Here is a 14887-nt window from a genome sequence, read left to right on the forward strand (position 1 = left end):
ATGTTATTTTTTCAAGGAGGATTGGCCAAAAATGCCGACAACCGATTATGCCCGAAACGAAGCCTTCACGCCTTTATTATCCTACATGGAGCAGTTGCACCGGACGGCAGGAGCCACAGCCTCGGCCCTCATCGTTCTGCAAAAAGGCTCCACCATAGCGCAGTGGAAAAGCGGCGCCCATCACCATAAGAGCGGGGCCCGCCCCATCGCAAGCGACTCCCTTTTTAATGTATATTCCGTACGAAAAACGTACATCGGCCTTGCCCTAGCCATCGCCCTCGCAGAAAACGACATCGATCCGGACAATCCCGTTTCTCGATTCATCTCCGATATGACCGAGGACGAACTGGGCTCCTTGTCGGTTAAGGACCTTGCCTTGAAACGAGGGCCGAAACATTTCGGCGAGAAACGGCTCGAGAAGGAAGGCCTGATCGGCAAAATCGTTTTTGCCTTAACCGGTCGGACGATCGCCCGCCTCCTTACGGAGACCGTGCTGGACCCACTCGGATTTGCGGAAACTAGCTGGGCTGCCGTCCCTCATGAACGCTTGGTTTGCGACTATACCTCACAAGACCGATACCCGTCTGTTCGGATTGAGTCGGACGAAGGCCATGAACGGAACTTGTACGTTTCCGCCCGCGATCTGGCGAGATGGGGCCAGCTCCACATCGAAAACGGCTTTGCGGACGGCCGACCGATCGTCAGCGAGAAAACATTCGAGCTGATAAACGAGCTGAAGCGAACCGCCCCGGCCGGTAAGCCGGCGTTCGGCTGGCATTCCGAAGACGGGCTGTTCCAGGTGACCGGATATACGGGCTGCCACGTTACCGTGCTCCCTTCCCTTCATGCAGTAGGCGTGAGGATGCTCAACAACTGGGATTTACCAGGCCCCTTCGTTCGGGAGGATTATGACAATGAAATCCGAGCCTTCAATAATATCCTAATTCACTGTCTGAAACAGACAAGTCTGTAAGCCGAATCTTTTGCGCCTACAAGAAAACCCCCTAAACACAGATTCCCCCGGATCATCATAATCCGAGGGAATTGCTACCTTACCGGCAGCCGCAATCCGTCCTGCTCACCCTTGACGAAGCTGCTTCATATAGGCGTTCCGCGCCAGCAGAAAGTAACCGAACTGCATCGCCGCATAAACGCATACGATGACGATCCCGTAATGCCAGACGGGCGTGCCGAGAATATTGCCGAGCGCCTTGTATGCGAATGCGGCATGAAGCGCCCCGACCGCTACCGGAATGAAGAAGATGAGGCCGATTTGTTTGCCGGTAATCGTACGGATCTCGGCATCCGACATCCCAATCCGCGACAGTGCCTTGAACTGCGCCTGATCGTCCTGAATTTCCGTGAACAGCTTGAAGTAAAGCATGCTGCCGGAGGCAACGAAGAACAGGACGCTTACCAGCATGCCGATAAACAGCGTCAGCGAATTAAACTGCTTGTAATCCAAATAACTCTCCACGCGATTTTCGAACCGTTTCCGCTCCTGCTGCGGGATTGCGTTTTCGATCGATTGCGATAAGGCCAGCGACTTTTCCCAATTGCGCAGCTCGAATCCGTAATAGACGATCTTGTTCGCGGACGACACGCCTTTCGTCCATGCGGCATAATCGCCGTCGTCGACAATGAGCATTCCTGTATAGCCAATGTTGGGACCGATCACGCCGCCGTTCACTTGCCCGTCGATTTGGACCGCTACCGGCGTACCGCCGGCATCCGTCACGAGCGTGCTGCCTTTTTCGAAAAATTCGACGGCCACTTCTTTATACGGAAACAAATACGTGGCATGGCCCGGCTCCGCTTGAATCGTCTTCCGCCCAAGCTGACTCGCGATCCGGTTGTAATCGCTCTCCGTCACCAGCAGCGCATCCGCTTTCGTATTGTTCATTTGCTTTAGCGTAATCGGCACCGGCACCCCGGTCAGCTGCACCTCGTAGAGCAGCTCGAAGCCGCCGTCCGCCACCATGCTTTTCAGCTTATCCGGATGAATCACGTTATGGACGCCTTCTCCCTGTTCGGTAAAGCCGAACGTTTGCGGGAAATTGCCGGTGATCCGGTTGGTCGTATCCTGATACATGACATAAAACGTTCCCGAAGCTGTCAAAATGACGGCGCTAAGGATAGATACCATGAACAGCGTGCGCGCATTGTCTTTCATTTTGAACACAAGCTGGGCGATCGTTACGAGATGCGTACTCCGGTAATACAGCCCTGTCGCTTTTTGCAGGCGCCGCAGGATAGCTACGCTTGCCTGCGTGAACAAGAAGTACGTACCGAGGACGACCGTAGCGAGAATCGGCACCATGTAGATCAGGATCGTGTAAAGCTTCGCCTGGTACGCCATATAGTACCCTGCGGTCAAACATACGGCGGCCAGCACCGTCAGCCATACGGAGTACGCAGGCACGCTCTTCGGCTTTTTCGCCGCCTTCAACAGCTCGACGATTTGGCTGCGGCCGACCTGCCTGAGCGTAAACAGCGTTATCAGCTCGAATAGGGCGAGGAAGCCGCCAACAGTAAGCCAGATCGCCTTCGGCGCGAGATAAAACCGGATCGGGCTCTCCACCTCCAGCAGCTCCGCCAGCGCCAGGAAGAACAGCTTGGAGAACAAGGCGCCGAACCCAATGCCGACTGCGATCGCAAGCACGGCTATCAGCGTATTTTCGTATAGGACGAGCTTCGAGATTTGCCGGTTCGTCATCCCGAACAGGCTGAGCAGCCCGAATTCCTTTTTGCGCGATTTGAGAAACGCTGACATCGAATACAGAACGAAGAAAAACGAGAAGATCACAATCAAATATTCGCACAGGACCATACCGAATCTGACCTTGTCCGCCGCACGAATATTCCCGTTAATCACATCCGGATGGAACAGAAACGCCGCATAGATGAAGAAAATCATCACCGAAAACGTGCTGCTCAGAAAAAAAGCGATATACCGGCGCCAGTTGCCTCGTACATTACTCTGGGCGAGATGGCGAAACGTCATCGAAATTCCCCCCCAGCACGCTAAGCGCGTCCAGTATTTGCTGGAAAAACGCCTGCCGGTTCGTCCCGCGGCGAAGCTCCGAGAACAGCTTGCCGTCCTTGATGAAAATAATGCGTTCGCAGTAGCTCGCGGCGAACGGATCGTGCGTCACCATAAGGATCGTCGTATCCCGCTCCTCGTTGAGCCGCTTCAGCGATTCCATCGCATCCTTCGCCGACTTCGAGTCCAGATTGCCGGTCAGTTCGTCGGCGAGTACGATCGCCGGGTCGTGGATAATCGCGCGCGCAATCGCCGCACGCTGCTGCTGTCCGCCGGACACCTCGTACGTGCGCTTGTCCATAATGTGGGTAATCCCTAGAACGCCCGCGATTTCGCCCAGCCTCCGCTCGATCTCCTCCACCTTGACGGCGTCCAGCACGAGCGGCAGCACGATATTTTCTTTGATCGATAACGTGTCAAGCAGATTGAAGTCCTGGAAAATAAACCCGAGCTGCCGGCGGCGAAACAAGGCCAGCTCCTTGTTGTTCAGCTTGCCCGGATCGGTCCCGTTCACCTCAATGCGTCCGGACGTCGGCTTGTCGATCGTCGACAGCATATTGAGCAGCGTCGTTTTGCCGCTGCCGGACGGACCCATTACGCCGACAAATTCCCCGCGCTCCACCTCCAGCTCGAATTGATCGAGCGCCCGGTACGTTACTCCGCTCTGTCCAGCTCCATATATTTTCGATAGCGCTTGCGCCTTGAGCACAGCCATGGTCCTGCTTCCTCCTCTGTTCTGCTCGGAATCTCGATTGATACACCCAGTGTACCCGAGCGGGAATGGCGGCTCTATCGACGTTCCTTTCATTCGGCGGCCGAAAGCTTACAGTTTTGTCATGCGGGGGTGATGCCGATCCAGCGGCAAAAAACTCGGCGGAATGAAAGCGAGCTTGCAAACAATCGGTTTGCACCGCAAGCAAATATGGTATACTATTAAACGTCACGTCCAGTCTATACGAATTGTAGGGTGATAAACATGCATCAATTTTATGTAACCGATCTTCAAAAATCGGACACGAACGAAAAGCAAGGACTTTACCAGTTCGTAGCTACGTTCGCCGACAAAACGAAATGCCGGATCTTTTACGAAAAAAGACCCGACTGGAAAATTAGCAACGTTACGAGGCTGTTGCATGTGCCATGTCCAATTTGCCGCAGAGATTACTTTTGCAACTGCTTGGACCGGTTCACCGATGAAATTCATCAGGAAATCCAGGATAGCGGGCTGCTTCCGGAGTAAGAGGGCGATTGCCCTCTTTTTTACTTTTACAGTCTAAAGGGCATCATAAACGTCCATTCCAAATAGGATGAAATTTTAGCAAAATACAGATACCGATTTCTTTGCATGCTACTCGTGCAACAAATGTTCTACAATTTCCCCGGTCGCCTTCATAAAAAGCATCCTATCTTTAACTATAGCCACATCTACGTAATATTCGCCCTCGGTTCGATATGAAGCCCATTTCGAACCATCACGGGATACTAAAATCAATTTCTTACCGATAACAGCAATCAATCCTTCAGGACTTACTTCTACCCGTTCCGGCGTACCGCTGAATCTCGCTGCCCTCTTCCACTTCACTCCGTCCTTAGATAAATAAATCATGCTTCCGCCATCCCTGTCAGGGTCGTCGGACACACAAACGAATATACCGTTCCCATATGAAATAGATTTAAGAGCTTTTCCAATTGAATGCCCATCTAACTGTTTATCTACTTTTGCCTCGCTCCATTCATATCCATCCTTTGACCAATGATAGATCCCAAACGATGCAATAGCGACAAACTTTCCGTCACCGAACGCGATGTCTCTAAACAAATAAAGGTGCCATGCGGACTCTTTAGATCCCCACATTGCTCCGTCAACGGATGTAAGAATTCTCTGAGAATTATTGCCCACGAAAACACCGTTTCCAAACGCAACTTCGGTTAGACTGTTGGTCAAGTTATTGTCCTTGGGAGCCCAATGCTCGCCATCAAAAGATTTAACAACGATATTTCCAATCGCCAAGTAGTATCCATTCCCGTATACTACATCGTACAAAGAATTCCTGCCGGTATCTCGATAAACTTCTTTCCACGTTTGCCCATCTATTGATTGGTATATAAAGCCAGTCAAGGTAACCGCTATATACTGATCATTTATGTAGACAATTTTCTTATACTTCGGATCGCCCGACGGGCCAATCTGCGCCGTAGTACCGTTCATCTTGTTGGATCCTTTGATCGTGTAGTAAGGGGTAGAGGCATCTACCGCATAGTTATACCCGAAATAAATCACCACAGCTAGTAACAGGATTCCAATTACCTTTTTCGTCATATTCCTCTGGACTCCGGCACATTTCTCCATTTAGTTCCGTAGCCCCTCTCCATACCGCTTAAGTTACCCGATGATAGCCCGCCTGCTGCGCAATCGTAAGCGTAACCTCAGTCCCATCCCCAAGCGTCGAAACCGCCTCCAGCCGGTGACCGAGCCGCATGCATACCTGCTCCGCCAAATATAGTCCCATCCCCGTCGATTCCGCTACCCGCCTGCCGTTCTCGCCCGTAAAAAAAGCTTGAAAAATACGCGGTAAATCATGCTGGGCGATTCCGATGCCTTCGTCTTGAACGGCAACCCGGCACAGCCGGTCCTGCTCCGTAACGGTTACGAGCAGCGTTTTCGCGCCTTCCTTCGGCTTCGAATATTTGATCGCATTCGTGATGAGCTGATTCAGGATAAAGCCGAGCCATTTCTCATCGGTTTCCGCCCAGATCGCTTCCGCGTTCGCCTCGATTTTCGGAAAAATGCGGTAGCGGATGCATGCCTTTTTGTGCTCGTTAATAACGCTGCGCACGGCGCGAATCAGCTCCACCTGTTTGATATGCAAATCCAGCTCGAACTTTTCGAGCCTTGCCGTGCTGAGCATCATGTCCAGCCCGTGAGCCAGCTTCTCGTTTTCTTCCTGCATGCTCGCTGCGAGCGACTTCGCTTCTTCCCGGTCCGCTCCTTCGGCCTGCTGCGTTAGCAGGTTGATGACGGATACCGGCGTTTTCATTTGATGCACCCACTGGCGGACGAACGTCTGGTGCTGATCCTGCTGCTGCTTGTACTGCTCCAGCCGCTCGACGTATTTGCCGTAATTTGCGATCGCGATCGTTTGCATCGCCCGCTGCTCTCGCGTGACAGCGCCTTGAAGTCCGAGCACGTCATCCAATTCCGCCTCGCGGTCGGCCATCCGGGCGAGCTGCCGATGAAACGGACGGTTCCGGGCATAATCGACGATCAGATAAACGCCGACGCCGACTACGGACAAGATCGCGATGTAGAGCAGATTGTCCCAGCCGAGTCCTGCATGCTGCCCGAGCAGATCCAGCTCGACCACAAGCACGACAAGCGCGATGCCGATGAAATAAACGGCGATATAGCCGATCCGGTCGGAGATAAAATCTTTAAATTTCAAGGCATCTCCCTCCAGGTGACAAGGAGCCGGTACCCTTGCCCGCGCACCGTATCGATGGCCTTCTCGATGCCGATCTCCTCCAGCTTTTTGCGCACCCGCGTCACGTTGACGTTCAGCGTATTGTCGTCGACGAACGATACGTCGTCCCACAGCGCCTCCAGCAACTGCTCTCGCGTAGCGATTTGCCCGGCCCGGCGCATCAGCTCCTCGGCAAGCTTCGTTTCGTTGCGGCTCAGCTCCGTCCGCCGTCCCTTCCATTCGAGCGCTCCCTTGCTCCGGTAGAGCGTCAGACCCTCCACATCGATCACATCCGCCGCTTGCGGCACCGCCGCATATTCGCCGTACGTGCGACGCAGCGCGCTTTTGATTTTCGCCATCACTACTTCGAGATGAAACGGCTTCGTGATGTAATCGTCCCCGCCGTTCTCGATCGCCATCACCTGATCCATCTCGCCAACGCGGGCGGACAAGAACAGGATCGGCACGTTCGAGATCGTGCGGATCTGCCTGCACCAGTAAAACCCGTCGTATTGCGGCAAATTGATGTCCAGCAGCACCAGATGCGGCTCTGCGGAAGCGAACGCTTGCTTGACGCCGCGGTAATCCGTGACGCGGATCGGTTCATAACCGTACTTGTCCAGATACCCCCCGAGGATGGACGCAATTTTGTCGTCGTCTTCGACAATCATAATTTTGTACAAGCGCTGTCTCCACCTTCCGCACGATTCCTTTGTACCATTATACCGAGGCCGCTGCAAAAAAGAAAAAGCCCGGAGGCGGCTTAAGCGGCAGCCGTCCGAGCTTCGGTCCCGCGGCTCTTCCGCGGCAAGGCGTTCAGCAGCAAGGCTGCTCCATAGCTTTGCAGCACGAAGATGCAGGGGAAAATATCGAACCGGTAACGCGTCTGCACTTCGATGACGACATGCAGAGCCGCATACCCGAGCAGCAGCAGCGTGTACAGACCGGCCTGCGCCGTCCCTCCCCGGTAAGCGAGCGCCGCCATCGCGATCAGGCCGAAAAGCGCCATCAGCACATACTCGATTCGTTCCGCCTGCACAAGCCTGTGGTACAGCACCGGACGGTTCTCATCCGCCATGCTCCACATCGGCGCCGAGTCTTCCGCCCCCCACATCGTTTTCGTTTTGCTGACGAACAGCGCCGCCACCTGTCTCTTGTCCTCCAGCCGCTCCTTCAGCAGCTCGAGCTCCGCCCGGTTCCGCTCCTCGCCGAGCGGAAACTGCGTCACGTATACCGTATCGTCGTACGACCAGCCCCCATTCGTGGCCGGGTTGAGGCCGATCACGAATTTCCAGTACGGCTCGCGGCCGGTCAGCCCGTGAGAGGTTACGCCCGATTGCGCCAGCGCAAAACCGGCAGCTTGCTGCAGCAGCCAGTAGACGGCCAGCACGCCTGCGCATTTGGCGGCGAGAGACAGCCAGCTCCGTTCGCGAATACGCGGCGCAAGCAGGAACAGAGCGGCGTAAGCCAGCAGTCCGATTATAAAAAAGCCGCCCATCGGCCTCATCCAGTTGCCTATAGCGAAACAAATTCCGATGAGCAGCCAGTCCATTGTACCTCTCATATTGGAGCGAATAAGCACATACATGCCGAGGAAGTAAAAGAATACCGAAATATGCTGATTCGTCAGCACGGAGCACATCATAATGTGCGGCACATACAACGCATAGAAGAGCGACGCCATTTTGCCGGCCGATTCCCCGAACGCCCGTGCCGCCGACAGGTACACGAGAACCGCAGTAGCCGCCTGGAACAGCACGTTAAACAGCTTCAGGACGATGAGAGAAGAACCGAACAGCTTGATCGGCAGCGCCTCGTACAAAGCAAAGCCAAGCTGATACGGCCAGCGCGTAAAATAGTCACTTGTGCCAAACGAAAAATCGCCGCTTGCCGCGTTCAAAGCCGCCGAATGCATATCGAGAAAGTCGGAGACGGGCTGCGTATCGACGCTCCATATCCAGATCAGGCGCAAGCCGACCGCTACTGTCAGCACGACGGCAAGCGAAGCGGCCCTGCCCATGTACCGGTCCAACACAAACGCGACGAGCAGCGCGATCACAGCTGCCCCGACCACCAGCAGCGCTGTCACTCCCCCGGAGCCGACGAAGCCGGATGCATTCGCAAACGAATGCCACAGCATCCAGCCGAACAGCACGATGCCGCCTACCGCCAGCCACCGGGATACGTGATGCTCCCCCGTCTGTGTCCACGTCCGTTTCGCTTCCACCCGCTCACTTCCTCTCCGTACGATTCCAGCTATACGACTTATATTACTGGTCGGGGAAGGCGGAGTAAAGGCGATCTTTTGCGGGATTATCTGTATTGACGCGCCACTACGCATGGAAGATACTGGACTATGTCAGCAATAACTTTGGGGCGAACCGTATTCCCGCTGTTATAATTATGTAAGGATAAATCAGGAATCAGGAAGGGAGCGCGGTGCCGTTATGGTCAAGCTTCTGATCGCCGACGACGACCCCCATATTCGCGAGCTGATGGGCCTCTATCTGCGGAACGAAGGCTTCGAGATCGCGGAGGCGGACAACGGAGAGGATGCGCTTGCGCTCATCGCGGGGGCGGGCGTCCAGTTGGTCATTCTCGATATTATGATGCCGCTCATGGACGGCTGGGAGTTGTGCCGGGAGATTCGCAAGCGGGATGCCGACCTCCCCCTGCTCATGGTGACGGCCAAGCGGGAAGCAGCTCACAGGGTGAGGGGTTTCCAACTGGGCAGCGACGATTATTTGACCAAGCCTTTCCACCCCATGGAGCTGGTGATGCGGGTCAAGGCGCTGCTGAAGCGGTACCGGATCGCCTCATCCCGGCTCATTCAACTGGGCGGGATCGTGCTGGACGGCCGCAGCAACAAAGTTATTCGAGATGGTGAGGAACTGACTTTGCCCCTTAAAGAATTCGAGCTGCTGTTCAAACTCGCCAGCCATCCCGGTCAGATTTTTACCCGCGAGAGCCTCATCGTCCAGATCTGGGGGACGGATTACGAAGGCGACGACCGGACGGTCGACGTCCATATCAAGCGGCTGCGGCAGCGCTTCGTCGGGAGTGCCGGGCATTTCCATATCGAAACGGCCCGCAGCCTCGGCTACCGGCTTGTGGTGAACGCGAGATGAAGACCTTATACGTCCGCGTCGTGCTGACTTTTCTGGTCATCATAGTCATCAGCCTGTTGTCGTCCTTGATCATCGGTCTCGTCCTGTTCCAGCCGAAGCTGAACCGCCTCGGCCAGCAGGAGATGGCTGGCGCCGGCGAGCGGGTAATCCGTCTCTATGAGCTGACGCAGCCGCAGGATCTCGACGGCTTCCTGACCCATACTTCCAAACTGATCTCTTATCCGTTGATTCTGTTTCTCGACGAGGACCATTACCGGTCTTATGGACGGGAGATGAAGGAGCTTCCCTCCAGCCTTGCCCCGCAATCGATTCGACTGGTTCTGGGCGGACAACCCTATCGTTCCGCTCTACGGGGCGTTGACGAATTGACAGTAGGCCTCCCGTTGGCCGCCGAAGGCCGCACCTATGGTTTGTTTCTGTTGACCTCCTCCAAGAACGAGAGCACGATCCTACAGCTCCTATCGGCCATTCTGCTGATGGTGCTGGTCGTCGGCAGCTTGTGTATTCTGGCGGCCGCCCGCTATCTGGTGAAGCCCCTGCAGGGCTTGACGGCGGCGACCCGTGAGCTGGCCAAGGGCCGCTTCAACGTCGAATTGCAAGCGAACCGCCAAGACGAACTCGGGGAGCTGGCTCGCGGCTTCAACGCGATGGCCCGCGACCTCAAGCGGCTGGAGCAGATGCGTCAGGAGTTCGTCTCCAACGTCTCGCACGAGATTCAGTCGCCGCTGACGTCCATCTCCGGCTTCGCCGAGGCGCTCAAATCCCCGGGACTGACAACGGAGGAGAACCGCGCCCGTTACATCGATATTATTCTGACCGAGAGTGAGCGGCTATCCCGGCTTAGCGACAACCTGCTGAAACTGGCCTCCCTTGAATCGGAGCATCATCCGATGACGGCGCGAACCTTCCATCTGGACGAGAGCATCAGGCAGGTCGCGGTCGCCCTGGAACCGCTGTGGTCCGCCAATCGTCTGGACCTCGATCTGTCGCTGCCTCCAGCGCTTAAGATTCATGCCGACCCCGACCAGTTGAATCAGGTATGGACGAACCTGCTTGGCAACAGTATCAAATTCACCCCGGAAGGCGGGAAGATCGCCGTCGCTCTCATTCCAGAGGGCGAGGAATATAAGGTTACGATAACAGATACCGGGATCGGAATTCCGCCCGAGGATCTCGACCGCATCTTCGAGCGTTTCTACAAAGCCGATCGGTCCCGCCGAAGCGGTAGCGGCAGCGGTCTGGGGCTGTCCATCGTCAAGCGGATCGTTCTCCTTCACCAGGGGCGGATCGAAGCGTCCAGTTCTCCGGGTCGAGGCACGACCGTCACGGTCCGGCTGCCGCGGAACGCCGTTAAGCCCCTCCCTTCGCCTTGAATGAATCTTCCGCCAAGCTCGTGCGAGTTCACGCTCCGTTCATATTTCGCTTCTACTCTTCTAGTGGAACGGAATTTCAACGATTTAGACTGGAGGCGAAAACGATGAGCACTTTGGCGGATAGTTTGTTTGAGGCGTATAAGTGGTTAACCCCGTATGAGATGATTTTGTGCGCGATCGATCTCTTTTTACTAGGATGGTACGCTTTTCCGGCTCGCCGCCTTTACCGATGGGTCGATTTTGTGCCGAGCGCGGGCGTGCTGACGTCGGCCCTGAGCTTGTTTTGCGGGGATACGACCCTGCCGGCCTTGATTCTGTACGGCCTGAACGGCTTGTTATTCCTGTTCACAGCGAAAAGAATCTGGGCGCCCAAGCGGCACGCCCCGCTTCCCAAGCGCAGGAGACTTCGCGCGATCGTCCGCGCCGCGTCATGTCTCGCCGCCGTGAGCCCGATCGTCCTTGCGCTCCTGCTCGCCGGGGAGCTTCGTTATAATCCGGCCAGTGACTTTCGGGAGTTGAGCTACTCCGAGGCCTTCGTCCGATTGAACGAGCGGCTGTCCAAGGAATACCCCTTCGGCGACTGGAAACAGGTTGACTGGGAAGCTCTTGAGCGCAAGTATGCGCCGATCTTCCAGGAAGCGGAGAAGAACCGCGATAAGGAGCTCTATTACAGGGCTTTGCGGGAGTATCTGTTCTCCTTCCGGGACGGTCACGTAAAGATCGTTAACGAAGCCTTGTACGAGGACAATCCCGTCTTCAAACGGGAGGCCGGGGGCGGCTTCGGCATCGGAGCCGTCCTGCTGGATAACGGCCAAGCACGGGTCAGCCTGCTGCTGAAGGGCAGTCCGGCGGATAGCGTCGGAATGGCGCTAGGCGACGAGATCGTCGCCTGGAACGGAAGATCCGCGCTGGACGTCTATCGGTCGGCGGCCTGGAGCGAGAATCCGACGGCGACGGATGGGGATCGGATGATGAACCAGGGCCGATTCATGACCCGGGCGGCGGTCGGGAGCTGGGCCAAGGTCGAATACAGGAGCAGGGCGAATAACGAGCTAAGAAAAGCGACCTTACAAGCCTACGAAGACGACTATGCAACCCTGAAGGCTACCAAGGCCAAGCTGAAGCGGACGGATGCCCCCATCGAAGGGCGCGTCTTGGATAACGGATACGGTTATATTCAGATTCGGTACTTCCTGCCAAACGATGCCGTGTCTGATCCCGCCGGATTTTTCGCGGGGATCGTCCATGATTTTCAGAACCGGTCCGTCAAAGGCCTGATCGTCGACGTGCGCGACAATCCCGGCGGAGACGACGATGTGGCTGCGGCCATTGCCGGGTATTTAAGCGCGTGGAAGCGACATTATGAATCCGTCAGCTATTATAGCCGGACGACGGGCCGATTCGAGGTCAATACCGGAGAGACTCGCGTCATAACGCCTAAGGAGTCGGGTTACAAAGGGAAGATAGCTATCTTGGTCAACCACAATACGGCCAGTTCGGCGGAAGGCTTGCCGCTCGTGCTGAAGGGAGAACCCCGAACCGTCATTGTCGGCTTCACCTCCACGAACGGCTCCTTCGGCGTGATGAGCCGCCCGATCGAAGCGAAGATGCCGGAAGGCTACCTGCTGCGCTTCCCGGACGGTAGATCACTGGACGCCCATTATGCCGTTCAAGGCGACAGCGACGGCCAGGGCCGGGGCGGCGTCTCGCCCGATATTCAAGTGCCGCTAAACGAAGAGACGTTCGCCGCTAAATATATCGAGGGTCAAGACGTCGAACTTCAAGCCGCTATAGAAGCTCTGGAGAAATAAAAACTAGAACCTTCAGCCTCAAGCTGCATCAAATGAACCTGCCGCTTCAGGCGCATCCCCCACCGGAAAAACAAAAGGGACCTCCTTCCACCGCCAAGCGGAGAACAAGGTCCCGTCCAAACTTCCCTTCCTGCGCCTCTCAGCCCTTGATCGCACCGATCATGACGCCCTTGACGAAATACTTTTGCAAGAACGGATACAGCAGCAGGATCGGAATTGTCGCCACGATGATCGTCGCGTATTTGATCGTTTCGCCGATCGGCATTTTGTCGCCGCCGCCAACGCCCGTCATCATCGAGTCGGTGCTGTTCGTAATGAGAATTTCGCGCAGGATCAACTGGAGCGGATACAAATCCCGCGTCCGCAAGTAGATGAGCGCGTTAAACCAGGAGTTCCAGTGGCCAACGCCGTAAAACAAGATCATGACTGCCACGACCGGCATCGACAGCGGCAGGATGATGCGGAACAAGATCGTGAAATCGTTCGCTCCGTCCAGCTTCGCCGACTCCTCGAGGCTGACCGGAATCGCCTGGAACGACGTTCTCATAATGATCAGATTGTAGGCGCTCATCGCGCTCGGAATAATTAGCGCCCAGCGGCTGTCTAGCAAGCCGATGTTGTTGATAAGCAGGTACGTCGGAATGAGACCGCCGCTGAAAAACATCGTGAAGACGATCATGAACATGATCGGGTTTTTCCACATGACGCTTTGTCTCGAAAGCGCATAAGCGCCAAGCGACGTCATGAGAATGTTAAGCGCGGTTCCGATGATCACATAAAACAACGTGTTCGCGTAGCCGGTCAAAATCGAAGGATTCGCAAATACAAGCTTGTACGCCTCCAGATTGAAGCCGTGCGGAAACCAGATCAGCCCCCGCATCTGCACGACCCACGACGGATCGCTGAGCGATGCGAACAGGACGTACAGGAACGGATAGATGGTTACGATCGACAAGCCGGTCATGAGAATGATATTCATGACATCGAAAGCGCGTTCACCCAAAGTTCGTTTAATCATGTGCTCCGTCCCTCCTTACCACAGCTTCGTATCGCTCGTACGTCTGCTGATCGCATTGGCCGTAATGAGCAAGATGAAGTTAATGACTGAATTGAACAGGCCGACTGCGGCGCTGTAGCTGAAATCCGATTCCAAAATCCCTTTGCGGTAAACGAACGTTCCGATAACGTCGGCCGTTTCGTAGGTCGTACTATTGTACAGCAGCAATATTTTCTCCGTGCCTACCGACATGAGTGTACCGATCTGCAAAATAAGCAGAATAATGACGGTCGGCATAATGCCCGGAATCGTAATATGCAGCGTCTGCTTCCAGCGCGAGGCCCCGTCCACCTTGGCCGCCTCGTAGAGGGAAGGATCGATGCCGGACATCGCCGACAAGTAGATAATCGAACCCCAGCCTACGCTCTGCCAAATGTTCGAGGAAACGAAAATCGTCCGGAACCAGCTGCTTTCGCCCAGGAAGGCGGTCGGTTCGACGCCAAACCATCCCAGCACGATATTGATCAGACCGTCGCGGGCCAGGAAATCGACCAGCATGCCGGAGATGACAACAATCGAGATGAAGTGCGGCATATACGTAATCGTTTGCACAGCCCGTTTGAACAGGACGCTGCGAAGCTCGTTCAGCAGCAGCGCCAAAATAATCGGGGCCGGGAAACCGAACAGCAGCTCGTAGAAGCTGAGCAGCAGCGTATTGCGCAAGAGCCGCCAAAAGTAGTAACTGTTAAAAAAGCTTTCGAAGTGCTGAAAGCCGACCCAAGGACTTTCCCACATGCCAAGCCCCGGAGAGAAATCTTTAAAGGCGATCTGCAGCCCGTACATCGGCACATAATAAAACACGATATAGTAGGCCACAACAGGTATAAGCATCAAATACACATATTTATTAAGCCTCAAGTCGCGAAAAAAGCGGTACTTGAAGGCGTTTTTGTCGACCGAAGGTTTCAAAGCAGTGTCGGGCTTTTCCTTCAATACAACGGACATTATGCAGCCCTCCTGTCTGTCAAATTTCTTCTCTTCGCGGTCCTAGACTGGCAGGAACCGCCGGACGCG

13 protein-coding genes are annotated in these 14887 nt (G+C 55.2%); 5 read left to right on the plus strand and 8 right to left on the minus strand.

The features are described from left to right. The first annotated feature begins 31 nt into the window (after window positions 1-31). Window positions 32-973 carry a serine hydrolase domain-containing protein gene (locus tag D7M11_RS05635; RefSeq protein WP_158606473.1) on the plus strand — a complete coding sequence of 314 codons (942 nt, stop codon included), beginning with the start codon at window positions 32-34 and terminating at the stop codon, window positions 971-973. Window positions 974-1078: 105 nt separating this feature from the next. Here D7M11_RS05635 and D7M11_RS05640 read toward each other — a convergent pair whose 3' ends face one another. After that, window positions 1079-3004, minus strand: a complete 1926-nt coding sequence (locus D7M11_RS05640) for an ABC transporter permease (protein ID WP_120746187.1) — start codon at window positions 3002-3004, stop codon at window positions 1079-1081. Further along, on the minus strand, window positions 2976-3758 hold the full coding sequence (locus D7M11_RS05645) for an ABC transporter ATP-binding protein (RefSeq protein ID WP_120746188.1): 783 nt from the start codon (window positions 3756-3758) through the stop codon (window positions 2976-2978). Before D7M11_RS05645 ends, D7M11_RS05640 begins: the two co-directional genes overlap by 29 nt. Window positions 3759-4019: 261 nt before the next feature. On the opposite strand from D7M11_RS05645, the gene D7M11_RS05650 reads away from it, so the two are divergent. Further along, complete coding sequence (locus D7M11_RS05650) at window positions 4020-4283, plus strand: hypothetical protein (RefSeq protein WP_240040966.1); 264 nt, start codon at window positions 4020-4022, stop codon at window positions 4281-4283. Window positions 4284-4391: 108 nt separating this feature from the next. Here D7M11_RS05650 and D7M11_RS05655 read toward each other — a convergent pair whose 3' ends face one another. The 4 genes from D7M11_RS05655 to D7M11_RS05670 all read right to left on the minus strand — a co-directional run bounded on the left by D7M11_RS05655 (window position 4392) and on the right by D7M11_RS05670 (window position 8731). Continuing rightward, a complete protein-coding gene (locus D7M11_RS05655; RefSeq protein WP_147433403.1) occupies window positions 4392-5363 on the minus strand; it encodes a WD40/YVTN/BNR-like repeat-containing protein in 972 nt (323 codons plus the stop codon). 58 nt (window positions 5364-5421) lie between these two features. After that, window positions 5422-6486, minus strand: a complete 1065-nt coding sequence (locus tag D7M11_RS05660; RefSeq protein WP_240040967.1) for a sensor histidine kinase — start codon at window positions 6484-6486, stop codon at window positions 5422-5424. After that, a complete protein-coding gene (locus tag D7M11_RS05665; protein ID WP_120746191.1) occupies window positions 6483-7187 on the minus strand; it encodes a response regulator transcription factor in 705 nt (234 codons plus the stop codon). The genes D7M11_RS05660 and D7M11_RS05665 overlap by 4 nt, the downstream gene beginning before the upstream one ends. A gap of 80 nt (window positions 7188-7267) precedes the next feature. Continuing rightward, on the minus strand, window positions 7268-8731 hold the full coding sequence (locus D7M11_RS05670) for an ArnT family glycosyltransferase (RefSeq protein WP_158606474.1): 1464 nt from the start codon (window positions 8729-8731) through the stop codon (window positions 7268-7270). Window positions 8732-8951: 220 nt separating this feature from the next. On the opposite strand from D7M11_RS05670, the gene D7M11_RS05675 reads away from it, so the two are divergent. The 3 genes from D7M11_RS05675 (at window position 8952) to D7M11_RS05685 (ending at window position 12816) form a co-directional block, all read left to right on the plus strand. Continuing rightward, entirely contained in the window at window positions 8952-9632 is a 681-nt protein-coding gene (locus D7M11_RS05675) for a response regulator transcription factor (RefSeq protein ID WP_120746193.1), read from the plus strand. Then, window positions 9629-11005: a sensor histidine kinase gene (locus tag D7M11_RS05680; protein WP_120746194.1), complete on the plus strand. Its 1377-nt coding sequence runs from the start codon at window positions 9629-9631 to the stop codon at window positions 11003-11005. The genes D7M11_RS05675 and D7M11_RS05680 overlap by 4 nt, the downstream gene beginning before the upstream one ends. 104 nt (window positions 11006-11109) lie before the next feature. Further along, window positions 11110-12816 (plus strand): S41 family peptidase, encoded by a 1707-nt coding sequence (locus D7M11_RS05685; RefSeq protein WP_120746195.1) that lies wholly within the window; start codon window positions 11110-11112, stop codon window positions 12814-12816. A 139-nt stretch (window positions 12817-12955) separates the two neighbouring features. Here D7M11_RS05685 and D7M11_RS05690 read toward each other — a convergent pair whose 3' ends face one another. After that, complete coding sequence (locus tag D7M11_RS05690) at window positions 12956-13834, minus strand: carbohydrate ABC transporter permease (RefSeq protein ID WP_120746196.1); 879 nt, start codon at window positions 13832-13834, stop codon at window positions 12956-12958. A gap of 15 nt (window positions 13835-13849) precedes the next feature. Further along, a complete protein-coding gene (locus tag D7M11_RS05695; protein ID WP_120746197.1) occupies window positions 13850-14818 on the minus strand; it encodes an ABC transporter permease in 969 nt (322 codons plus the stop codon). Window positions 14819-14887 lie beyond the last annotated feature (69 nt).

The organism is Paenibacillus ginsengarvi (genome assembly GCF_003626695.1).
Taxonomy (GTDB): domain Bacteria; phylum Bacillota; class Bacilli; order Paenibacillales; family NBRC-103111; genus Paenibacillus_AB; species Paenibacillus_AB ginsengarvi.